This window comes from Sporosarcina sp. FA15 (assembly GCF_051550195.1).
Classification (GTDB): domain Bacteria; phylum Bacillota; class Bacilli; order Bacillales_A; family Planococcaceae; genus Sporosarcina; species Sporosarcina psychrophila.
The window spans coordinates 1,770,172-1,793,904 of record NZ_CP188818.1 but is presented as its reverse complement, the minus strand read 5'-3'; the positions used below and the strand labels follow the sequence as shown (position 1 = coordinate 1,793,904).

The 23,733-nt window shown below is 41.1% G+C and carries 21 protein-coding genes; 20 read left to right on the top strand and 1 reads right to left on the bottom strand.

Translation table 11 applies throughout. The features are described from left to right. Positions 1-70: 70 nt before the first annotated feature. The 17 genes from ACP8HG_RS08720 to ACP8HG_RS08640 all read left to right on the top strand — a co-directional run bounded on the left by ACP8HG_RS08720 (position 71) and on the right by ACP8HG_RS08640 (position 19,986). Positions 71-568, top strand: a complete 498-nt coding sequence (locus ACP8HG_RS08720) for a DinB family protein (RefSeq protein ID WP_067210644.1) — start codon at positions 71-73, stop codon at positions 566-568. 1,096 nt (positions 569-1,664) lie between these two features. Further along, complete coding sequence (locus ACP8HG_RS08715) at positions 1,665-3,095, top strand: NAD-dependent succinate-semialdehyde dehydrogenase (RefSeq protein WP_338656204.1); 1,431 nt, start codon at positions 1,665-1,667, stop codon at positions 3,093-3,095. A gap of 193 nt (positions 3,096-3,288) precedes the next feature. After that, entirely contained in the window at positions 3,289-3,714 is a 426-nt protein-coding gene (locus ACP8HG_RS08710; RefSeq protein ID WP_231885679.1) for a hypothetical protein, read from the top strand. A 13-nt stretch (positions 3,715-3,727) separates the two neighbouring features. Further along, positions 3,728-4,192 carry a hypothetical protein gene (locus ACP8HG_RS08705; RefSeq protein WP_338656207.1) on the top strand — a complete coding sequence of 155 codons (465 nt, stop codon included), beginning with the start codon at positions 3,728-3,730 and terminating at the stop codon, positions 4,190-4,192. A gap of 709 nt (positions 4,193-4,901) precedes the next feature. Further along, the gene (locus ACP8HG_RS08700; RefSeq protein WP_438298497.1) at positions 4,902-9,365 is read left to right on the top strand and encodes a S8 family serine peptidase; all 4,464 of its coding nucleotides are present in this window, start codon (positions 4,902-4,904) and stop codon (positions 9,363-9,365) included. A gap of 328 nt (positions 9,366-9,693) precedes the next feature. Beyond that, positions 9,694-10,644 (top strand): 1,2-phenylacetyl-CoA epoxidase subunit PaaA, encoded by a 951-nt coding sequence (gene paaA / locus ACP8HG_RS08695; protein ID WP_187045192.1) that lies wholly within the window; start codon positions 9,694-9,696, stop codon positions 10,642-10,644. A 17-nt stretch (positions 10,645-10,661) separates the two neighbouring features. Further along, positions 10,662-11,009 carry a 1,2-phenylacetyl-CoA epoxidase subunit PaaB gene (paaB, locus tag ACP8HG_RS08690; RefSeq protein ID WP_067210636.1) on the top strand — a complete coding sequence of 116 codons (348 nt, stop codon included), beginning with the start codon at positions 10,662-10,664 and terminating at the stop codon, positions 11,007-11,009. After that, entirely contained in the window at positions 11,006-11,818 is an 813-nt protein-coding gene (gene paaC / locus ACP8HG_RS08685; protein ID WP_187045191.1) for a 1,2-phenylacetyl-CoA epoxidase subunit PaaC, read from the top strand. Before paaB ends, paaC begins: the two co-directional genes overlap by 4 nt. Before the next feature lie 26 nt (positions 11,819-11,844). Continuing rightward, positions 11,845-12,345 carry a 1,2-phenylacetyl-CoA epoxidase subunit PaaD gene (gene paaD, locus ACP8HG_RS08680; RefSeq protein ID WP_067210631.1) on the top strand — a complete coding sequence of 167 codons (501 nt, stop codon included), beginning with the start codon at positions 11,845-11,847 and terminating at the stop codon, positions 12,343-12,345. A 17-nt stretch (positions 12,346-12,362) separates the two neighbouring features. After that, positions 12,363-12,665 carry an EthD family reductase gene (locus tag ACP8HG_RS08675; RefSeq protein ID WP_354312691.1) on the top strand — a complete coding sequence of 101 codons (303 nt, stop codon included), beginning with the start codon at positions 12,363-12,365 and terminating at the stop codon, positions 12,663-12,665. 23 nt (positions 12,666-12,688) lie between these two features. Next, positions 12,689-13,441 (top strand): enoyl-CoA hydratase/isomerase family protein, encoded by a 753-nt coding sequence (locus ACP8HG_RS08670; RefSeq protein WP_342539803.1) that lies wholly within the window; start codon positions 12,689-12,691, stop codon positions 13,439-13,441. Positions 13,442-13,453: 12 nt separating this feature from the next. After that, a complete protein-coding gene (locus ACP8HG_RS08665; protein ID WP_187045189.1) occupies positions 13,454-14,227 on the top strand; it encodes an enoyl-CoA hydratase-related protein in 774 nt (257 codons plus the stop codon). 15 nt (positions 14,228-14,242) lie between these two features. After that, positions 14,243-15,766 carry an aldehyde dehydrogenase family protein gene (locus tag ACP8HG_RS08660; protein WP_438298496.1) on the top strand — a complete coding sequence of 508 codons (1,524 nt, stop codon included), beginning with the start codon at positions 14,243-14,245 and terminating at the stop codon, positions 15,764-15,766. Positions 15,767-15,989: 223 nt separating this feature from the next. Then, on the top strand, positions 15,990-16,862 hold the full coding sequence (locus tag ACP8HG_RS08655; RefSeq protein ID WP_067210620.1) for a 3-hydroxyacyl-CoA dehydrogenase: 873 nt from the start codon (positions 15,990-15,992) through the stop codon (positions 16,860-16,862). Then, entirely contained in the window at positions 16,859-18,064 is a 1,206-nt protein-coding gene (locus ACP8HG_RS08650; protein WP_438298495.1) for a thiolase family protein, read from the top strand. Before ACP8HG_RS08655 ends, ACP8HG_RS08650 begins: the two co-directional genes overlap by 4 nt. A gap of 60 nt (positions 18,065-18,124) precedes the next feature. Next, on the top strand, positions 18,125-19,015 hold the full coding sequence (gene paaX / locus ACP8HG_RS08645; RefSeq protein ID WP_438298494.1) for a phenylacetic acid degradation operon negative regulatory protein PaaX: 891 nt from the start codon (positions 18,125-18,127) through the stop codon (positions 19,013-19,015). Positions 19,016-19,341: 326 nt separating this feature from the next. After that, positions 19,342-19,986, top strand: a complete 645-nt coding sequence (locus tag ACP8HG_RS08640; protein ID WP_421101075.1) for an alpha/beta family hydrolase — start codon at positions 19,342-19,344, stop codon at positions 19,984-19,986. 549 nt (positions 19,987-20,535) lie between these two features. Here ACP8HG_RS08640 and ACP8HG_RS08635 read toward each other — a convergent pair. Continuing rightward, a complete protein-coding gene (locus ACP8HG_RS08635; RefSeq protein WP_340742362.1) occupies positions 20,536-21,060 on the bottom strand; it encodes a gamma carbonic anhydrase family protein in 525 nt (174 codons plus the stop codon). 87 nt (positions 21,061-21,147) lie between these two features. On the opposite strand from ACP8HG_RS08635, the gene ACP8HG_RS08630 reads away from it, so the two are divergent. Genes ACP8HG_RS08630 through ACP8HG_RS08620 form a run of 3 tightly spaced genes read left to right on the top strand, consistent with a single transcriptional unit; the run spans position 21,148 to position 23,732 of the window. Next, the gene (locus ACP8HG_RS08630) at positions 21,148-22,116 is read left to right on the top strand and encodes an NAD(P)H-dependent flavin oxidoreductase (RefSeq protein ID WP_438298493.1); all 969 of its coding nucleotides are present in this window, start codon (positions 21,148-21,150) and stop codon (positions 22,114-22,116) included. Between the two features lie 30 nt (positions 22,117-22,146). Next, entirely contained in the window at positions 22,147-22,542 is a 396-nt protein-coding gene (locus tag ACP8HG_RS08625; protein WP_067210598.1) for a thioesterase family protein, read from the top strand. A gap of 44 nt (positions 22,543-22,586) precedes the next feature. After that, on the top strand, positions 22,587-23,732 hold the full coding sequence (locus ACP8HG_RS08620; protein ID WP_187047916.1) for a Leu/Phe/Val dehydrogenase: 1,146 nt from the start codon (positions 22,587-22,589) through the stop codon (positions 23,730-23,732). Position 23,733: the final 1 nt, after the last annotated feature.

The window sequence follows — 23,733 nt, the reverse complement described above, 5'->3', positions numbered from 1 at the left end:
ATGTGAAACGTACCACTTGCAAACAACAATAACGGAAAAGATTTCTGAGGTTATCAAAGGAGATATTTAAATGATTTTAGGAAAAAATACTATCATCCGAAAAGAGTTATTTAAAGCAATTGAAGGGTTAACGGATGAACAATTCAATAAAATACCTTCAAATGGCGGATGGTCTCCGAAACAAATATTTGAACACCTTGTACGTATGGAGACAGTCATTGCGACAAATATAGCGAAAGAACTAACAAATCCTGATAGCCCGAAATCGATGAAGAAACCAATTGCACTTTCTACGATTCGTTTCATAAAAGTGGAAGCTCCAGGCTATACTGCACCAACGAAAGAGTACAAATCAAAAATAGAGATGAAAAATGCACTCTATGATTCGCGCCTCTTTTTATTAGATGTATATGAATCAAGTACAAAGGACGTACTTCGTGAAAAATCATTCAAACACCCAATTTTTGGGCAAGTGCCACTGATTCAGTGGTTTCCTTTTGTTGGATTGCATGAAAAACGCCACTTAAAACAATTGAAGAAAACGATTGTAATGGACTATAAATTATAACAATCTAATTGAGTACGATGACTTTTGATAAGGTAATAGATTAACCTTATAATACAACTATATAATTTTCAGCGAAGGCGTCTACTGGGGTAGCTGAAGCAATAAGACTGAGAGTGATTTTCTGTCTGGCTTATTGTGGGAGGTATCCCCTAGCGCAGAGCGTTGTTGGTAGGATTCTTTATTACAACATATATAATAGGTAGCAGCACTTCTGTTGATTACCCAGTTTTTTGCATAAAATACTGGTGAGTCGGGTTTGATGACCTACATTTTCACTGCACTATTTTCGGACGGCTTCCTACACTATTCAAGTGGAAAATGCAGTTGCTTTGAAAGAAATGAGTAGATGACTTTCTATAGAGAGTGTTAGTGCCCGAAGATACAATTTCGGGCACTCTAGAACTTTGTACAATGTGTTCCTTGCTTACTTTTAGTAAAGATTATGCATCAAACTCATGTGATGTCTTATAGAAAGCATCAGCCGCCAAAATTGCATCTTTGGCGGCTTATTTCCAGTTAAGAAGACACCTATTCTTTCGTCAAAAAAAGTTTCAGCACTACGAGTACTTATGCATTTAGAGCGCGATGGATGAAGGACCACCATACGATTACCGAAAAAACTGTGTAGGGATGCGACAAGGTCGTATCCCTACACAGCCAGACATCCCGGTAACTGTATAGAAGTCATTCAATCCGGAGCACTCGAAAATTCAACTATACAAGTAGCGCCTAGTAGGAAATTATGTTATTCACTGTTTACTTTTGGTTAATCAACAGATGTGGGCTAGTAGCCATTTATAAAGACGAGATTTTGCTTTACAATCTCTTGTCTTTGTAAGTGGCTCTATTTAGTTGGATTGATTCTATTTCCATCAGGGGCATTTTTACTGTGGGGCTGCTCTTAATTCGAAAAAAACACTATTAGTTTGACTTTTACGAATCATCAAACTAGGATGGGGCTAGTAGGTAGTGATGTGGAACTGCGAAGTCTCATGAAGAGATGAAGCAAGAAATAAAGCGTATACTTAGGGAATAAATAGGGTAGTAAAGAAATAGATAGGTTTGTTGAATAAATAGAGAGTGGAGGTAATAGGAAATGAAACATCATTTAATGTATATAAACGGTGAATGGCTTGGGGGAGATCTAGAAAAATTAGATGTTATCAATCCAGCTAATGGTCAAATCGTAGGTAGTGTGCCAATTGGTGGGGAAGAAGAAGCACACGTGGCTATTGACGCTGCTTATGATGCATTTCAAGCGTGGTCACAAACGACAGCTTATGAGCGTGCGAACTATTTGAAAAGGCTCTATGAACTGATGATAGAACATCGTGATGATTTGGCTCAAACGATGACGATGGAAATGGGCAAACCAATTAATGAATCCATAGGAGAAGTGACAAGCGCCGCTGCTTTTCTAGAATGGTTTGCTGAGGAAGGCAAGCGCGTTTACGGTGAAATCTTGCCTACACATACGACGAGCAAACGTTTGCAAGTGTGGAAAAAACCAGTTGGTGTTGTAGCCGCTATCACTCCATGGAATTTCCCAGCTGCCATGTTAGCGAGGAAAATGGGGCCGGCTTTAGCGGCGGGGTGTACCATTGTTATTAAACCTTCAAGTGAAAGTCCGCTGACTGCCATTAAAATGATAGAGTTATGTGAAAAGGCTGGGTTCCCTAAAGGTGTCATTAACTTGGTGACTGGATCTTCAAGCAAAATAGGGAAAGCAATCATGGAAAATGAAAAAATTCGAAAAGTTACCTTTACTGGATCTACCGAAGTCGGTAAAATTTTAATCGAACAAAGTGCTCATCAGGTAAAACGATTATCACTCGAACTCGGTGGTCATGCACCTTTGATTGTATTAAATGACGCCAATGTAGATCTAGCAGTGAAAGGTACGATTGCGTCAGCATTCAGGAATGCTGGACAAACATGCGTTTGCGCTAATCGTATTTATGTACAGTCAGGTATTCATGACGAGTTTGTAGAAAAGTTTTCTGAAGCAGTTAGCCAGTTGAAAGTAGGAAATGGTACAGATGTAAATGTAGATATTGGACCATTAGTAAATCGCGCAAGTCTTGAGAAGGTGTCGCATCATGTTGAGGATGCACTGTCTAAAGGCGCTACCCTTATGACAGGAGGCAAGCTAATTACAAAAGATGGGGGGACTTTCTATGCCCCAACAGTCCTTAGTAACGCGGATCCGTCCATGGTTATTATGAAAGAAGAAACATTTGGACCTGTGGCTCCTATTCAGAAAGTGGACACAATAGAAGAAGCAATCGTATTAGCAAATGATACACCATACGGTTTGGCTGCTTATGTATTTACGGATAGCATTGCTATAGGGACACGTTTAATCGAACAACTTAACTTTGGTATTGTGGGTTGGAATGATGGAACACCTTCTGCAGTACAAGCTCCCTTCGGTGGGATGAAAGAAAGTGGGGTTGGACGTGAAGGTGGACGTGAAGGGATTGAGGCCTTCTTAGAGTCGCAGTATGTTTCAATTGCGATTAGTTAACTGAAATAATAGTGGGGTGTTTTCACTGCCATGCGATGAAGTGATATCTTTTGGTTGATAAATGACTAACAAACAATTCATCAGAATAAATCGGTGCCAAGTACCAACGCAATTTTAAATTGTGTTGGTGCTTGGCATTTTTTTGATTCTTTTACTCCCCGTTTTCATACAATGTCGTGAGGAGGGAATCCGTTTGTCGGCATGGATTTGGAGCTTGTTAATTTTTCAATTTCTACTTGCTGGTGTCACTTATCAGTTTTTATACAGGCGAAGAAAGTTGATAGATTTTCATCTGGGCATGAATATCGCCATGGTAGCGGGCGGAGGACTGGCTCTTGGAACGGGCGTCCTCTTGATTTATGAATTCCCGGTCTATTATATGGAAGTGACCGTAGTAGCTGCTTTGACAGGGATGCTGGTGGGAAGTTTGTTCGGAGGAATTTTTGACAATCAAACGTTGCTCACCGGATATATTAGCGGGCTTATGACGGGAATGATGGCACCGATGATTGGAGCTGCTGCGTCATATAGTATTCCGTTTGCCATCATGATGGAATTATTCGTCTTGTGCTCATTTATGATGTTGTTTAAAGCGACAAAGTCTTCTCGAAAAACATAAGGAGAGGCATACGATGATCTTATTTGGATTATTTTTGCTCGTGTTAAGTAGTTTGTTGGGCGTTTATATGTATGCATTATTCTATAAGTTACGTTTTGGAATCAGCGACCGTCTCAGATTTACAGTTACCTTAGCCGCGGGGCAAATTACCAGTTTTGTCATCGCGATCACATTATATTTGGTTTTTCCGATGGATTTTACGGTTATCTGTACGGTTAACCTATGGATTGGTATTGTAATAGGCACTCAATTCAGTTCGGTGGCAAAGAAACAATCGGTTCTTGCCGGTTTTTTTAATGGAGGAGTAGCAGCAATCATGGGGACGATGGTAGGTGCTATCTCATTCGACCCGACCCTTTGCGGTTTGCCTGCATCGACCCTAACATTACAAAACACGGGTATTGCGGTTGGGATCTTCGGATTGTTGTTGCTTTGTGCCACGACATTGTTAGTGAGATTTTCGTTGATGAAAAAGTGAAGGGCGCTAGGTAATAAAATGGGTTTAAACTATTTTATAACCGAGTAAAAAGTTATGCCGGGATCATTCTAGAACCCGGTTTTTTTGTGCTTTTATAGTCAATAAATAATTCTCCATTACTACTTTTTTATCGTTCTCCAGAACTTCAAATCCTTTCAGTGGTAAAAGCCCCATCTAAAATGAAAATTCAAGTCAGGGCATCTACATTACTGAGAATAGGAATTAAATCGATGAAATATGATCGTATTAGTACTTTATGCATACTGTGTTTAAATTTGTACAAGTTATAAATACCTATTTATTCCTATCTGTATAATTGGAAATTGGCATTAATTTATCATACCTAGTCATATCTATGTATTTATTAATTATGATGCAAAAAAATGGTAATCTATCTTCAATTCAAGTCATCAAGAAAACGCAATGATACCAAGGGTGTAGCACAATCATTTGTTGAAGTGCTAATTATTTCCATAGAACTTTTCTACTGGAATAAATAGGGTTAGAGTAGATAAAAACTATCAATTGGTAAAGTTCTGTCAATATTCGACAAAAAGAGATTTAGTATCCGTGTATGTTTAGTAGTATCAACTAGATTTTCACAAGCGACACCGTCGGATACCTACACTAACTTTTAGGAAGGGGGCAAGGGGTGTTTTTTATTGATTTAAAAAATGCAGTTCAATCGTTGTAAAAATCGGAGGGAGGAATGAATTTGAAGAAGCGTAGTCGAATAAGAGTGTTCAGCATTATTGCATCGTTACTCATGGTGTTTTCCCTGGTCACACCTGGAGTTGCGAACGCAGAGCCGAATCAAAAACTCCACGAATCTTTAAATAAATCTAATGTAATTTCAAAGGACAAAGTAAGTGATCGCTTGCTGGAAAGCTTCGGAAAAGCTGACACCGTCACTTTTTTGATAAAATTTAAAGAAAAAACGGATACGGAAAAAGTAGCGAGTGAAGCAAAAAAACATGCAATTAATGCAAATTTATCGGCACAAAAAGTGGAACTTATGCAACGATCGGCTGTCGTATCCGAGCTGAAAACAACATCTATCGAAACACAACAAAATGTTAAACAGTATCTTGAACAGCAAGTTAAAGCAGGAAACGCTAAAGACATCACCTCTTACTTTATCGTAAACGGTATGGCTGTTACGGCCACGAAGGAAGTCGCGCAAAAGGTAGCGACATTCGCAGAGGTTGAAAAAGTGCTACCCAATGAAACGCGCGAACTTTTTGCAACAAAAACTGAAAATGCAGTTGCTCCTGAATCTAAAATTGCAAATGTAGAATGGAACGTTGAGCGTGTCAATGCACCGCAAGTTTGGGACATGGGCATTGACGGTTCCGGTACGGTTGTTGCGAGCATCGATACAGGTGTTCAATGGAACCATCCCGCATTGAAAGAACAATATCGAGGGTATAATGCGGCATCAGGTGATGTGAACCATGACTTCAATTGGTTTGACGCAACTGTAGGACAAGCTACACCATATGATGATGTCGGTCATGGAACACATGTTACTGGCACAATGGTCGGTAGCGAACCGAATGGATCTAACCAAATCGGTGTTGCTCCAGGTGCTAAGTGGATCGCTGTTAAAGCATTCACTACGGCTGGTGGGTCAGATAGAGATTTACTGGCTGCAGCTCAATGGATTTTGGCGCCGACAGACGCCAACGGTAATGTACGCGTCGATCTAGCGCCAGATGTCGTGAATAATTCATGGGGAGGTGGACCAGGACTTGATGAATGGTATCGTGATGTTGTCAAAAACTGGCGAGCAGCAGAAATTTTCCCAGAGTTTTCTGCAGGAAACACGACGCTATCTAATCCAGGCGGACCCGGATCAGTTGCAGCTCCATCGAATTACCCTGAATCTTTTGCAACTGGCGCAACGGACATTAATAACAAAGTAGGCAGCTTTTCTCTACGTGGTCCATCTCCATATGCAGAAATTAAACCCGACATTTCTGCACCGGGTGTGAATATTCGTTCATCCGTTCCAGGCAGCGGTTATGAAGGCGGTTGGAATGGAACATCAATGGCAGGACCGGCTGTATCGGGCGTGGCAGCGCTACTTCGCCAAGTAAACGCCAACTTAACAGTCGATGAAATGGAACAGATTTTACTTGATACAGCGACACCGTTGACTGACGCAGTATATCCACAGTCTCCGAACCACGGCTATGGATATGGACTTGTCGATGCTTACGAAGCTGTTTCATCAATCGCTAGTGGCCTTGGGAAAATGGAAGGTCAAGTTTCAAAACAAGGTGACGATCATGAAGCACCAACATACAAGCATGATGCGCCTGCAGAAACATACGCGGGAATGGATTTAGATTTGAGGGTTCAAGCGACAGATAATATTAGTATCGCGTCTGTCACATTGAACTATAAGGACGCAGCTAACAAGTGGCAAGCGGTGGAAGCTAGCCGTAAGTCGGGTAATTACCAGTCAGGTGAATTTGGAGCAACGATTGCGGGCGAAAGTATCGCAGGCAATACATTCACTTACAAATGGACAATCAATGATTTTGGGAATAATGAAGTGACAAGTGAAGAATACACGATTCAAGTGAAGCCGGGCATCACAATCGGCTTCTCAGAAGACTTTGAAACAACGCCGATTGGTTGGACTTCATTTGGCGAGAAGAACAGCTGGGAGTGGGGCGTACCAACATCTGGCCCAAATAGCGCCTCTTCAGGTGAAAAAGTATATGCGACAAATCTTACAGGCACATATGAAACCAATATGAACGCAACACTTGTCATGCCTCCAGTTGACTTGCCAGAAGGGGATTCCTTCTTGCAATTTAAACAATGGCATAACTTCGAGCAATCTACATCCGGCAGAGCATGGGATTACGGTCATGTATTCATTTCCATAGATCAGGTGGAATGGACCCAACTACTCATGGTTCAAGGTCAATCGGACGGTTGGATTGACGGTGAAGTTGACTTGTCGGAATATAGCGGTCAACGTGTTTACATCGGTTTCAATGCATTTTCCGACGCTAGCGTTGTAAAAGATGGCTGGTATATTGATGATGTAGCACTGACAACTACTTCAAAAACGGGCAAAATGCAAAAAGGAACTACACAAGATAGTAACGGAAGCAATGAGAAAAATAGCGGTAAAAATCTTGAAGCTATTAAAACCGAATCTGGTAAAGACCTCGGTATTATTAAAGAAAAAGAAAAAGATGCATTCAAAGAACCTATCGATCCGACAAAAATTCACCCGGTAGTTCCTAAGAAAGAACAACCGCCAGTCCAAGACGAAAAGGCAAACCCTACACTGCTTCCTTTAAGTGCACAAGTCAGTGTGCTTGAAACAGGGCGTTCGGTCTATTCGAACCCTGCTGATGGAAAATATTCACTGACGCATGGAGCAGGAACATTTACGGCGAAAGCAGAAGCATACGGATTCCAATCTGAAGAGCAATCCGTAACAATCGAAGCAGACAGTTCAACGAAAGTTAATTTCACGCTAAATGAAATTACACAATCCACGGTAAGCGGTACAATTACTGATCAGTCAACAGGTGAAGCAATTGGTGGAGCAACATTGCTGCTAATCGAAGATGCAAACATTACACCTGTCGAAACAGATGGAAATGGGAATTATTCCATCACCGCTTATGAAGGCGACTACACGTTGAAGGTGATTGCACGTGGCTACCATAGTCAAGAAGCGGCTATCACAATTGGCGACGGCACGACTGAAAAAGATTTCGCACTAGAACCATTTTACACATATCCAGGCGGCGAAATTGGGTATGACGACGGCACAGGCGAGAATGCGCGTGCATTCTACGATGCAGGTAATGGCTGGGGAGTGAAAATGTCTCTTCCAGAAGGTAAAGAATCCGGAATTGTCACAGACGGCGTACTCCGCTTCTGGGATACGGAATGGCCAGTTCCAGGAGGGACGGCTTTTGCAGTAGAAGTATGGGATGCAACGGGTGCTGACGGAACTCCTGGCAAGAAACTTGCAGGACCAATCGATGCACAGGCTCTGCGTAACGGAGAGTGGACAGTTGTAGATTTAACTGAGCACAACATAGTTGTCAGCGGTGACTTTTACATGGTTTACATCCAGAAAGATCCAAGTCCAAATTCACCTGGTCTCGCGACAGATGAAACTGGAACGAACGCGGGAAGAAGTTATCAATATGTATCGGGCGCGTGGTCAGCAGCACCTGCGGCGGAAGGGAATTACATGATTCGTGCACGTGTCAGCTATGAAGTCCATGCACCAATTATTACTTCACCTGCAGAGAACTTCACGACAAATGAATCAAGTATTACGATCGAAGGGACAGCATCTCCGACGACAACAATCCAGCTGAAAAACAACGGAGAAGATGCAGGTACGGCAGTGGTTGGAGAAGACGGCAAATTTACAATCAAAAATGAGCTTGCAGAAGGAGTAAATGAGTTCAAGGCAGTTTCCACGCTTAATGGCAAAGTGACAGGCGAATCTGCTCCAGTTACAGTGACATTAGATACTGAAAACCCTGAACTGACAATCGATAACCCGAAAAACGGTGATAAATCGAATCGTGAAACGGTTATGGTTGAAGGGACGGTTTCTGATGCTAACCTTGATTGGGTAAAAGTAAACGGCCAAAATGCGGAAGTCGTAAATGGAAACTATTCCAAACGTATTTTGCTTGATAATGGTGAAAACGAAATAACGGTTGTTGCAAGTGATAAAGCGAATAACCAAACTTCGAAGACGGTGGTAGTTACAGCTCAATATAATGCACCATCAATCGAAAATTTAACACCAACTAATGATGTCTACTTAACAACAGGCAAAAGTGTAAAAATAGAATTTGACAGTGCCCCAGGACTAAAAGCTAGTTTTGTAATCCACATGCCACTGACAAATGTAGGCAACGAAGTGACAAATGCCACCGAACTTCCATTTAGTGAGACATCACCAGGTCACTATGTAGGTTACTGGACAGTACCGTTTGGTGTCACTGCTGACGGAGCGCGTATTGAAGCAAAAGTTATTGACAACTTCAAAAACGAAGCGCGTAAAATGGCGGAAGGCAAGTTGTTTATAAACATGGAGAATGGAGAAAAAGTGGAAAATGGTGAGGTCATTCAAGACATTGAAAGCATCGAGAAAAATAGCATGAGCAATTGATTTACGTATTAAAAATGGACATCGGCAGAATTTTGCCGGTGTTTTTTTGTTTTTGGGAATTGTCCCAGAAGGTATTCAAAGTATAGAAATGAAGGAACAGCAGAAGTACCTGAACATCTTCTTGAAGATTTAGAAGATGCATAAGTCGGATGTCCGACAGATTCTATTAAAGTGGGCGACCAAGTATTAAGTAAGCGACTGTTTATGGAAAAGGCACACGGTATTATCGGATTGGTATGTCTATAAATATAACTGAGTTTTAGATTAACGTTATGTAAGTGTTATATGTTTAGTCGGAAACACATACCTTAAACTAGGGGGCTGTGAAATGACGGGTTTATACAATTCGGAAGTAGAAAAGTTAGCTCACTTTATGCAGAGGATTGAAGCAGGTGACAAAATTGAAGCCGATGATTGGATGCCTGAAGAATATAGGCTGACATTGATTAAATTGATTTCCATGCATGGAATGAGCGAAATAATGGGGGCTCTCCCAGAGAAAGAATGGGTACCAAAAGCCCCATCCCTTTCTCGTAAGTTAGGCATTATGGCCAAGGTGCAAGACGAAATGGGCCACGGTCAACTGCTTCTTCGCGTAACTGAAGATTTACTTAAACCATATGGCAAGAATCGCGGAGATTTAATGCAGGACTTATTCAATGGAGACTTGAAATTTCATAATGTATTTCACATGAAAACAACTACATGGGCAGATGCTGGAATAATCGGTTGGCTCGTTGATGGGGCTGCAATTATTACACAAACAAATATGCTTGGGGCTTCTTATGGGCCTTACGGGAGAGCGTTACAGCGTATTTGCGCTGAAGAAGTGTTTCATGCACAGCATGGTGAATCTATTATTATGGCACTTGCGGAAGGTACAAATGATCAAAAATCGATGATTCAGGAATCAATCAATTATTGGTGGGAATCTCTGTTAATGTTCTTCGGACCTGCGAGTAAAGAAACAACAGGTTCTTCGAAACAAGATTTGACTATTAAATATAAAATCCGGACAAAAACAAACGAAGAGTTCAGGCAAATCTTTTTTGATAAATATATCCCGCGTATTTTATCTCTTGGTCTAACAATCCCAGATCCGACCATAAAATTCGATGCTGAAAGCAAAATATGGACGTACAAACAACCGGATTGGAATGAATTCAAGAAAATTATTAGAAATGAAGGACCTCGTTCTCAGGCACGCCTGAACCTGCGTCGTACATCTTATGAAAATAATACATGGGTGCGAGATGCTTTAAGTGCAGTCGTTAATTAATGGAAGGAGTCAGTAAAATGACTGGAGAAAAAACATTTTATCAAGAATATGAAGTGTTCAGTAAGCGGACACCGAGCTCGGCATTCCAACACCAATTCAGCTTACTGGCTCCAAATGAAGATATGGCACTTATTTTGGCACAGGAAAATTTCATGCGCCGTGAACCAGTTGCAGACATTTGGATTATAAATCGAAAGAATGTTAGGAAAATGAATGCCGAAGAGAAGATGACGCTCACCAGGCTAGACAATAAAGAGTACAGGACGACAAAAGGCTATGGTTACTTAAAGAAAAAATGGCGTCAATATGAACAGCAAGTGCTTGATGAAAAAGAAATTTTGTCATGGGGAGGGGAGCGGAAATGAGCATAACAGACAATGGCATGAGCATGGAATATAAAGAAGCAATCACTAGTTTGTTGTTCCAATTAGCAGATGATGATTTTCTGTACGCATTCCGCGGATCTGAATGGCTCGGACTCGCTCCTCACATTGAAGAAGACGTAGCTTCCTCATCCATTAGCCAAGACAGTATGGGGCATGCGGCGATGTACTACAAATTACTTGAAGAGCTTGGAGCTGGAAAAGCGGATGACTTGGCCCATTTACGTCCGACAGATGAAAGAAAGAACAGCATTTTGACGGAACGGGTGAACGGCGAAGGTTATTATATGGAAACACCCAATTATGACTGGGCCTATCAAGTCGTAAGGAGTTATTTTTATATACAAGCGAAAAAGGTGAAAATGGATTCGTTATGTGAAAGCTCATACAAACCTATTGCTGAAGTGGCGATAAAAGTGAAAATGGAACTTTATTATCACAAGTTGCACTGGGAAACGTGGTTTAAGCAGTTAATGAGTTCTACGGATGTGGCAAAAAAGAAAATGAATGATGCAATTACGCTTGTTTTGAATGATTTTGGAGATGTATTTTCTTTTGGAAATCAGAAACAAAAGATTGAAAGCAGTAACTTAATAGACAGTGAGGAAAAAATGAAGAAACAATGGCAAGCTATCATCAATCCAGTGTTCGAAACCCTCCAAATGGAAGTACCGTTGATACCGAAACATCCCGTGATGAACGGACGAAACGGTGAGCACACAAAAGACTTGGATGAAGCACTCGGCACGCTTTCCGAAGTTTACAAGCTTGACCCGGCAGCTGTCTGGTAAACGGTACCAGGAAAGAGGTGAATAATATGACTGCTTCTGTAGATGTTTCAACTGAGCGTATTTTTGAAGTACTTATGAATGTGAAAGATCCGGAAATTGATTCGGTGAGTATTATTGATCTTGGAATGGTAGGCGAAGTCACAACCGAAGGAAATAACGTGAAAATCACACTTCTACCGACTTTTTTGGGATGTCCTGCACTCGAATTTATTAAAACGAATACAGTAAATGCTGTGAAAAAACTACCGGAAGTTGAAACGATTGAAGTAGAATTCGTCTTTCATCCGCCATGGACATCAGACCGTATAACGGAACAAGGTCATGTGAATCTGAAAAAGTTTGGGATTGCTCCCCCGCCCCGCTATTTTGAGGAAGATGGATCATGGCATGTGGATTGTGCCTATTGCGGATCTGGCTATGTATCAATGGAAAATATTTTTGGACCAACGGCTTGCAGAAGTATTTTGTATTGTAAGAGCTGTAAAAACGTATTTGAGGCAATGAAACCTGTGTCTACATTAATGTAAAGTGAGGAGAAGAAAAAATGGCTAAACTAATTGCTTTGTACAAACACCCAGAAAACAAAGAGGCTTTTGATGATCATTATTTCAATGTACATTCACCACTAACAGCAAAAATTCCAGGTCTCCGTGAAATGAAGATAACAAAAATATCGGGATCTCCAATGGGAGGTGAAGGGAAATATTACCTCACATGTGAGATGAAGTATGACAATCTAGAGGCGTTACAGGCAGGTTTGCGCACAGCTGAAGGAAAGGCATCAGGCAAAGACTTGATGGGGTTTGCGGGTGATCTTGTCACATTAATGATTGGTGAGGATGCCTAGTGTATAGTTTTGAATTCATTGAAATGACAGTAAAGGGAAACATCGCGGTGATTGAACTGAATCGTCCTCGCCAGTTAAATTCGTTGAATCGGAAAATGGTTTGTGAAATCGTTACTGCAATGGAAATGTTTGATCGAGAAGAAGAAGTTCGCATTATCGTCCTTACTGGAAAAGGCCGTTCATTTTCAGCTGGGGCTGATATTGATGAAATGACTGGAGATGACCCAGTCAGCCTTGAACTCTTGAACCAATTTGCTGATTGGGACCGTTTTACACTTATTAAAAAGCCAATCATTGGTGCAGTAAAAGGCTTTGTTTTAGGAGGGGGATTTGAGCTTGCATTGTGCTGTGATATTTTAATTGCAGCAAGCGGTACAGAATTTTCATTCCCGGAAGCAGGCCTCGGCGTCATGCCGGGTGCAGGAGGGACACAGCGGTTGACGAAACTTGTCGGACGTACGAAAGCGCTCGAATGGCTTTGGACAGGAGAGCGTATTTCCGCGGAAACAGCACTCAAACATGGAGTCATTAACAAAGTTGTTGCTCCTGAACTATTAATGGAAGAAACTCTGAAGTTTGCAAATCGACTAGCCAAACAACCACCGCTCTCACTGCGCCTTATTAAAGATTCGGTTAATAAAGCAGTGGATTATCCCTTGTATGAAGGAATGCAGTATGAACGGAAAAATTTCTACCTTCTTTTCGCATCACAGGATCAAAAAGAAGGTATGAGCGCATTTGTTGAGAAAAGAAGGCCGGATTATCAAGGAAAGTAAGGAGTGTGCTAAATGTTTGAGACAATTCGTTACGATGTCAAAGATGGAATTGCGTGGCTCATTTTAAATAGACCTGACAAACTGAATGCTTTTATCTCGCAGATGAATCGTGAAGTAAAAGATGCAATCAAAGCGGCATCATATGATGAACAAGTGCGCTGTGTTGTCATTACGGGTGAAGGCCGGGCATTTTGTTCCGGACAAGATTTATCAGAAGTTGATGATTATATGGATCATGGTCAAGTGTTAAGAGATCATTATGGACCGATGATCCAGCAAATCAGAAAATGTGAAAAACCGATTATTGCAGCAGTAAATGGTGTAGCAGCAGGGGCGGGGTTTAGCCTTGCGCTTGCTTGTGACTTTAGACTAATGTCTGAGCGTGCCAGTTTATTAAATGCATTCATCCATGTGGGGCTTATTCCGGATTCAGGTAATCTTTATTATTTAACACAATTAGTCGGACAATCTAAAGCTGCAGAATTAGCCATTTTAGGAGAAAAAGTGCCAGCTACAGAGGCGGTTGCAATGGGTCTTGCAAACCGACTGATTCCATCAGAAACATGGGAAGAGGATGTATCTGCATTTGCAACACGACTTGCCGCTTTACCAACAAAAGCAATCGGATTAATCAAAGGCTCATTGATGACGATATCAGAACTTTCTTTTGAAGAATATCTTGAACATGAAGCCCAAGGACAGCGAATAGCTGGTTTAACAAAAGATCATCGCGAAGGCATCAATGCATTTATGAAAAAAAGAAAACCTGTTTTTACAGGCCAATAGGGGGAAGTAAACCATATGACAAAAACCCATGAAATCGAAATCGAAATCGAACAAGAAACGATGAAGCGTGATTTCTACAAACTTTTTATCAACGGTGAACAAGTCGAAAGTAGCAGTGGCGAGCGCACAAAGATTTATAATCCGGCGACGGGTGAACTACTTGCTGAAGTAGCGAAAGCGACGAAAGAAGACGCTGAAAAAGCTGTTCAAGCTGCCAGGGATTCATTTGATAATGGAAAATGGAAAATAACTCCTGCAGGACGGCGTGCACGTGTACTAAACAAAATTGCAGCAATTATGGGCTCCCGCTTTAATGAGCTGGTAGAACTAGAAATTTTGAATACAGGTAAATCACTTGCAGCTGCTAAAGGGCAGATTTCACAAGCCATTGAAGACTTTGAATTTTATGCGGGCGCTATTGTTGGACATGGGGGTTCTGTGAATAATGTACCTGGTCAATTCCATAATTACACAGAAAAAGAACCACTTGGTGTATGCGCGCAAATTATTCCGTGGAACTATCCACTTATGATGGCTGCTTGGAAGATTGCTCCAGCTATTGCAGCAGGGTGCTCCGTCGTTATTAAGCCAGCGTCTCTCACGCCACTTACAGCTATTATTCTTGGAGAAATTTGCTACGAAGCAGGGGTTCCAGCAGGCGTCGTTAACATTTTGCCAGGATCTGGATCTGAAATCGGTAATTACTTGGTAGAACATGAACTAGTGAATAAAGTTGCATTCACGGGTTCTACACCAATTGGAAAAGACATTATGGCAAAAGCAGCAGGAACAGTAAAACGCGTAACACTAGAACTTGGTGGAAAATCCCCAAGCCTTGTTTTTGAAGATGCAGATATTGAAGCAGCCGTTGATGGTTCACTCTACGGAGCTTTCAATAATACAGGTCAATCGTGTGATGCGCGTACACGCATCTATATTCATGAAAATGTGTACGATGAGTTCGTTGAAAAATTTATTGCTAAAACAGAAAAACTTGTAATTGGGGATCCATTTGATAAAGGAACACATATGGGCGCAGTTATTGATCAGTGCCAGTTGGACACAGTGAAAATGTATGTTCAATCTGCAATTGATGAAGGTGCTGAAATCCTTACTGGTGGTAAAGAATTAAAACCAGAAGGCTTTGAAAACGGATTTTGGTATGCGCCGACAATAATCGGAAACGTAACACAAGACATGAAAGTTGTTCGTGAAGAAATCTTTGGACCAGTTGTCGTCGTATCGAAGTTTAAAAACGAAAAAGAGGCAATTGCATTAGCAAATGACTCAGATTTTGGGCTAGCTTCTTCTATTTGGTCAACAAATACTGCAACTACAACACGTGTTGCGAACCAAATTCAAGCGGGAATCGTTATGATCAACACGCCATTCTCTGCATTCCCAGGTACACCATTCGGTGGCTATAAACAATCTGGATTTGGCCGTGAGCTAGCAATCGGATCGCTTGATCTTTACACTGAAACAAAAAGCATTATGTCGTACTTTGGCAGTCGGCCAGTAAATCCATTTGGACTATAAAGAAAAGCGAAAGGCGCCCGCAAGACGCGACAGGCATAAGACGATCTAGTGACGTGGCGCTCTTTGCCACATAGCTGGATTGCTTATGACCAAGGGGGTGGCGCGTGGAGCTAGACACTGCTCCAAATTGAAAAACTAATGTTTTCTTATCTTTTTAAAAACGACGGACAGGGATGTATGATCTCCTGTCCGTATTCTTTCATCATAAAAAGGAGGATCACTTATGATTAATCGAATAGTTGTTGTCGGTTCCGGTGTGATGGGCAGAGGAATAGCCTATGTCGGAGCGATTGGCGGATATAAAGTTACAATTGTCGACATCAATGGATCCGCATTGGAAAATGCGAAACAAGAAATTGATAGTATCTTTGAAAAAGGTCTCGCACGCGGAAAGATATCAGCAAATCAGGCTGAACAAGCGCATAGTAATTTAAATTATGAAAGTGACTTGGCAAAAGCCGCAGAGAATGCGGATTTAATCATTGAAGCTGTTCCTGAAAAGGCTGCCATTAAAAAGCAAGTATTTGAAACGATTGAAGAATATGCACCAGCACATTGTTATTTTGCAACGAATACATCGACGATGAGTCCGACAGAAATTGCTTCTTTCGGTAAACGCCCAGAAAAAACAATCGCCATGCACTTTTTCAATCCCGTACATAAAATGACTCTTGTTGAAATTGTCCGGGGCTTGGAAACGAGTGATGAAACGGTAGAGACGATTAAACAAGTTGCTGTCAATATGGGAAAAGAAACGGTTGTTATTAATGAATTTCCTGGGTTTGTAACAAGCCGGATTAGTGCGCTTGTCGGCAATGAAGCATTTTATATGCTGCAAGAGGGACTTGGAACAGCAGAAGAAATTGATAAAGCAATTAAGCTTGGCTTAAATTACCCTATGGGTCCATTCGAGCTCGTGGATTTAGTGGGTCTTGACACACGTTTGAACAACTTGAACTATTTATATGACAAGCTTGGAGAAAAGTACCGTCCAGCGCCTCTCCTAGAACAATACGTAAAAGCGGGGCGTCTTGGACGGAAAAGCGGAAAAGGTGTCTACGATTATACACATGGAGAAGAGTTGATTACGAAATGAGAGAAGTAGTCATAGTAGACGCTGTTCGTACACCTATTGGCAGGTACGATGGCGCGTTAAAAGACGTACGTCCAGATGATTTAGGTGCAATCGTCATTAAGGCACTTATTGATCGAAATCCAAATCTTCCCGCAGAGCAGATCGAAGAGGTCGTTCTTGGAAACGCCAATCAGGCTGGAGAAGATAACCGCAATGTTGCACGTATGGCAGGATTGTTGGCGGGTCTTCCAGTCGAGGTGGGGGGCACGACGATTAACCGTCTTTGTGGTTCAGGTCTTGACGCTGTTATTTACGCTGCAAGAGCAATTGCAGTTGGGGATGGTGATATTTACATTGCAGGCGGAACGGAAAGTATGACGCGTGCCCCGCTTGTTATGGCAAAGCCGGATAAGGCAAATCCACGAGGTAATATGGAACTGCAAGATACAACAATTGGCTGGCGCTTTACGAATAAAAAACTACAAGAAATGTACGGAGCGGATTCGATGCCGCGTACCGCTGAAAACGTCGCGCAACGTTACACGATAACGCGAGAAAATCAGGATTTGTTTGCATATGAAAGCCAACAACGTGCAAAGGCAGCAATAGAAGCTAACAGATTTTCCAAAGAAATTGTTCCGGTTGTTTATACGGATAGAAAAGGAAATGAAATCACTGTAGATCAAGATGAACATCCGCGGCCGGACATTACGCTTGAGAAACTGGCACAATTAAAACCATTATTTGAGGGCGGTACAGTTACAGCAGGCAACGCATCAGGTGTTAATGATGGCGCGTGTGCATTGCTTCTTATGAGTGCCGAAAAGGCGAAGGAACTAAATCTTAAACCTTTAGCAAAATATGTTGCGGGGGCAACGGCGGGACTTGAACCGGCTGTCATGGGGCTTGGTCCGATTATTGCTTCAAAAAAAGCGCTAGTACGTGCGGGATTGACGATGAATGATATAGGACTCGTCGAAGTGAATGAAGCCTTCGCTTCCCAATCACTCGAGTGCATTAGACAGTTAGAGTTGGACGCTGAAAAAGTAAACGTCAATGGTGGAGCAATCGCTTTTGGACACCCTTTAGGCGCGAGCGGTGCCCGAATTTTAACGACACTCTTATATGAAATGAAAAGACGGAATGTTCAATATGGACTCGCAACAATGTGTATCGGGGTAGGCCAAGGAATTGCGGCAATTATTGAGAATGTCTCGGAATAATAAAAGAACTGTCGAATCGTGATACATCGATAAGGAACGAAAAAAGAAAGAGTGAATATCATGGCAAATACACAATCAATGATTTTTACAATCTACGGTGATTATATCCGTCATTACGGCAACAAAGTATGGATTGGCAGCTTGATTCGGTTATTGAAGGAATTTGGTCATAATGAACAATCGGTTCGAGTAGCTGTCTCAAGAATGATGAAACAAGGATGGATTCAATCCGAAAAACAAGGCAACAAAAGTTATTATTTCTTGACGGTGCGAGGGGAAGCACGGATTGAAGAAGCGGCAATTCGTATTTTCAAATTAAACCCAACTGAGTGGGACGGAAAATGGCGCATGCTTATGTATACGATTCCGGAAGAAAAAAGACAAATTCGTGATGAACTTCGAAAAGAGTTATTATGGAGCGGATTCGGAAGTTTTTCAAATGGATGCTGGATTTCGCCAATTGATCTCGAAAAAGAAGTGAACCTTCTTATTGAAAAATATGATATTCAGTTTTACGTAGATTTCTTTGTATGTGACTACAAAGGACCGCAAGCGGACAAGTTGCTTGTTGAAAAAAGCTGGCCACTTCAAGAAATTGAAGGGAAATATCAAGAATTCATTGCGACGTACAGCAAAAAATACATTGTCCACCAAAGTATAATAAACGAAGGTAAAATGACGGATGCAGAGTGTTTCGTGGAGCGCACCAACCTTGTGCACGAATACCGAAAGTTTCTCTTTACAGATCCAGGTCTCCCAAAAGAGCTGCTGCCTGAAGTGTGGAGTGGTAATCACGCCACTCTGTTATTTGAGCAATATTATAAATTGCTGGCACAATCAGCAAGCCGTTTTTTCGAAGGAGTATTCCAAGAAGACAACGACATGCGAAGGAAAGATAAAACGTATGACGCAGATGACCACCCACTTATTATTGACTACTTAACAAACTAAAAAGTAACTGGCTGCCCAAAGTCACGGGTTCTGTTGGGGTTATAAAAGGTCATTAAACAAATTAAACGGTATCCTCATCAGCACCCTTTTAGAGTATCAATTAGCATCGCATTTAGCGGTGCTTTTCTTTTTGGCTATTTTCTCAAAGGCTGTTACTTAATGGTGTGCATTTTTGTTTTTGCATTTTCTAAGGTGTCGTAGTTCGATTGTTGAAAGGCAGTTGAATTGAATAAAAAAACGCGGACACAAAAAACTAATAAATTGAAATATTTATATATTTAGTTTGGGACAATATGTATAATTGATAAGGAACGGGGGAGATATCAATGTTGAAAACAAATACAGAAAGCGTTAAGGGATATAAAGGAATGAATATTTCTTATACGTTGTTAAGATCTGAAGAAAACGCGGGAAATTTGAGCATCTTTCTTCCGGGTGCAGGATATACCATTCGGAGTCCTCTTTTTCATTACTCAACAGATATATTCTTAAATAAAGGCTTTGATGTATTACAAGTTAATTATCAATACAATGACAGAGTCTATGCAGAATTTAGTATGGAAGAATTAAGCGAAGCAATTAAATACGATGTGAGAACAGTAATTGATACTGTTTTAAAGGAAACTTCGTATGAAAACTTTTATATAATCGGCAAATCTCTTGGAACAATTGCTATGAGCTCAGAGTTAAGGAGGGATATCTTCGAAGAAGCTAAAGCAGTATGGTTAACTCCGTTGATTCAAAGGGATGATGTTTTCGATGCAATGGTTAGCATTACTAATAGTGGGTTATGTTTCATCGGAGATAATGATCATTGTTATACCGAGGAAAGGTTTAATCAATTGGCAAACAACCCAAAAATAGTTGCGAGACTCATTCCTAATGTCAATCATAGCTTGGAATATGAAAATAACACAGTCGAATCAATTGAGGTTTTAAAAAGTGTAATAGATGACATTAATAATTTTTAAAAGCATAGCTAATTGTTATGCTTATTTGTTGTAAATTTGCAGTCGTCGGAGCAACCTATCCATCTGATGCAAAAAAGGTCAGAGAATTGTTACCACATTCCATATTTTTAGTTCCTGGGCTGAGAGTACAAGGTGGAAATGCTGAAGATTAAGCCGAGTTCTATGATGAAAAAGGGCTAGGGGCCTAAAAGTGCGGACTGCCAGAGAAAGTGTCAAGCGAATTAAGAACCACCAGTTTCTAAGCCGGTGATATTGAAATGCATCCAAAACGTTGAACCTGAATAGTTCAACGTTTTTTTGTCGTATACAAATAAGTGTCACTCTAGAATAAACTTTTCTTTCGATTTTACTGCAACTTACACTATGAAGGATAATAGCGTGTCAATAGGTGAACCAATTAGTTAATGTATTCCTCGCTAATCCGTTTAGATATCGAAACATTGGTTTATCCACAAAAGGAAGGAGCTACAAACCATTGTGGTTTGTAGCCCCATGTAATATTCAATATAAGAGTTTCTCTAGAGAGAAAATCTTATATAGGAAACTCAATTATTGTCCTTCGTTTTTAAAAATCTCCCGATAGTCATAGCCTTTTTGAACATATGAATCGATCGATAATTGAATGATCTCGAAGTCTTTGTCGTTCAATTCCCTTACTACTTTTCCTGGAGAACCGACAACCAATGAACGAGGGGGGATTTTCTTGCCTGGTGGGATTAATGTGTTGGCGCCAATAATACATTCTTCACCAATTTCTGCGTGGTCAAGAATTGTAGAACCCATTCCAATAATCGATCGCTTTCCGACTTTGCAGCCATGCAGGATAACGTTATGCCCAACGGTAACTTCATCTTCTATAACGACTGGAGCATCTTCATATAAGTGAATTGTTGAATTATCCTGGATACTGCATTTATTACCGATTGTAATCGGCCCTTCATCTCCCCGCAAGACCGTGTTAAACCAAATAGTAGATTCTGCCCCAACTTGAACTTCTCCAATAATTTTTGCACCCGGAGCGACGAAAACCGAAGGATCAAGAACAGGGCTTTTTCCTTTAAATGTGATTAACAAAACTATTCCCCCTCAAATTAGTTTACTAATCTTAATTATCTTTTAACTCTTCTTAGCATAACATAATTGCACAGGGGTGGAAGAAAAATGATATACGTTTGTAAAGTGCTTCAAATCACTCTTCCAATTATACAAGGTGGAATGGGGAATATCAGTAACGCAAAACTGACAGCGGCTGTTTCAGAGGCAGGGGGACTCGGCACAATTGGATGCGGAACAATGACTCCAGATGAAGTAGAAAAAATAATAGTTGAAACGAAAAAACTGACAAACAAGAATATCGCAATCAACATCGCAATCAGTATTTCACCATACGTAACAGAGCTGATTAATCTTGTCATTAAACATAATATATCAGTTGTTTCGCTATCAGCAGGAAATCCAGTACCTTATATTCCCCTACTACATGAACAAGGCGTGACAGTCATTGCGCTTGTAGCCTCAGTAAAACACGCACTTAAAGCTGAGGAAGCGGGGGCAGATATTCTCGTGGCAGAAGGGTTTGAAGCAGCTGGCGTCAACTCTAACTTGGAACTGACGACATTTACGCTACTACCTCAAATAGTGAAGAATGTTAACGTGCCGGTAATTGCTGCGGGTGGAATCGGTGACGGTAAAGGTTTGGCAGCTGCGCTGACGTTAGGGGCGAGTGGTGTGCAAATGGGTACCCGTTTAATAGCGACAAAGGAAGCTCCATTTCATGACACGTACAAGCACAACCTTGTGAATGCAAGTGATACCGAAACGTTACTTATTGGACGCAGTGTAGGGCGGCTGAGACGGATATTAAAAACGCCATACGCAATGAAACTAAAAGACTTAGAAAAAGCAGGAATGACATTGGAACAATATAGTGAAATGACTTCGGAACAACAACATGTCTTGGGTGCAATCGAAGGCGATATGGAAAATGGTTTTGTCAATAGCGGCCAGATTGCAGGATTAATTGAAAACATCCCGACTGTGAAGATTCTACTTGATAGCATGATGGAAGAAGCAGAAAATCAACTGAATAAATCGATAGAAGAAATTAAGGACATAAGGAAAAATGAGTAATTTAAACTATAACTTAAGTAGGGATAGCGGATGAAGTGTGGGTTAAACATTGGTAGAGAAGAGACGATCGAAATAATTGTGACAGAGGATATGTTTGCTTCTTTTGAGGGGAAAGTTGTACATCCCGTCTATTCAACAGTAGCAATGACATATCATATGGAGTGGGTTTCTCGAAAAATTATTCTTCCATTTTTGGAAGAGCATGAAGAGGGAATGGGTGCATCAGTCCAACTAAAGCATCTTGCTGCGTCTCCACTTGGATCTAGAGTTACCTTGACAGCCAATTTAATCGAGTTTCGTGACAATAGGGTTGTGACAAAAGTCACTGCAGAAAATCATTTAGGGCTTATCGGAAAAGGTGAAGTGATGCAAGTTATATTGTTAAAGGAAAAAATTGCGGAAAAGCTGAATGAAGCTTCATCCTGAAAAAAGAGGTTTTCATGACCAATCTTAAAGGGGAGAATCGAGTAATGCTAGCTGAAAGAACGTCAATGACAAAGGAATTTGAACTCTTCGATCGAATGAGTGAGCATGAGCAAGTCGTTTTTTGTAATGACTCTTCAACAGGTTTGCGTGCGATTATTGCAATTCATGACACAACGCTTGGACCAGCACTCGGCGGATGTCGCATGCAACCTTATAGCAGTGTGGAAGAAGCGTTAGAAGATGTTCTTCGCCTTTCAAAAGGAATGACCTATAAATGTGCGGCAGCCGATGTCGATTTCGGGGGTGGGAAAGCAGTTATTATCGGTGATCCGAAAACAGATAAATCACCGGAATTATTTCGTGCGTTCGGTCAATTTGTGAATTCACTGGGCGGCCGTTTTTATACGGGAACGGATATGGGAACGACAATGGATGATTTCGTTCACGCAATGAAAGAAACCAATTTCGTCAATGGTCTCCCTGAGGTATATGGGGGCGGCGGAGACTCATCAATTCCAACAGCTGCAGGTGTTTTGTACGGTATAAAAGCGACCAATCAGATGCTCTATGGAAATGACGATTTAGGCCAACATATATACGCGATTCAAGGTCTTGGAAAAGTTGGATTCAAAGTTGCAAGTGGATTGCTTGAAGCAGGAGCTCGCATTTTCGTAACGGATATTAATGAAGAGAGTCTGCGGGCAATTGAAGAAGTTGCAACAAAAACTACTGGTAACGTACAAATTGTTGCAAATGAAGCTATTTATTCGCAGGAAGCGGATATATTTGTTCCGTGTGCATTTGGTGGAATTATTAACGACGCTACAATTCCTCAGTTTAAAGTAAGAGCGATTGTAGGTTCGGCTAATAATCAGTTATTAGATGATAGACACGGTAAATTATTACGAGATAAAGGGATATTATATGCACCGGATTATATCGTCAATTCTGGTGGGCTTATTCAAGTGGCAGATGAATTGTATGGCATTAACCATGAGCGGGTACTTGTGAAAACGAAACATATATACGATGCAATTTTGGAAGTTTACGAGGAAGCTGCGAATAGTGGAAAAACAACAGAGGAATCCGCTAATGCAATGTGCGAGAAAAGAATAGCGGATCGAGGAAGAAGGAATAGCTTTTACTCAGCACCAGCTAAACCAAAGCGGTCGTTTCGCAATCATTCCTGAT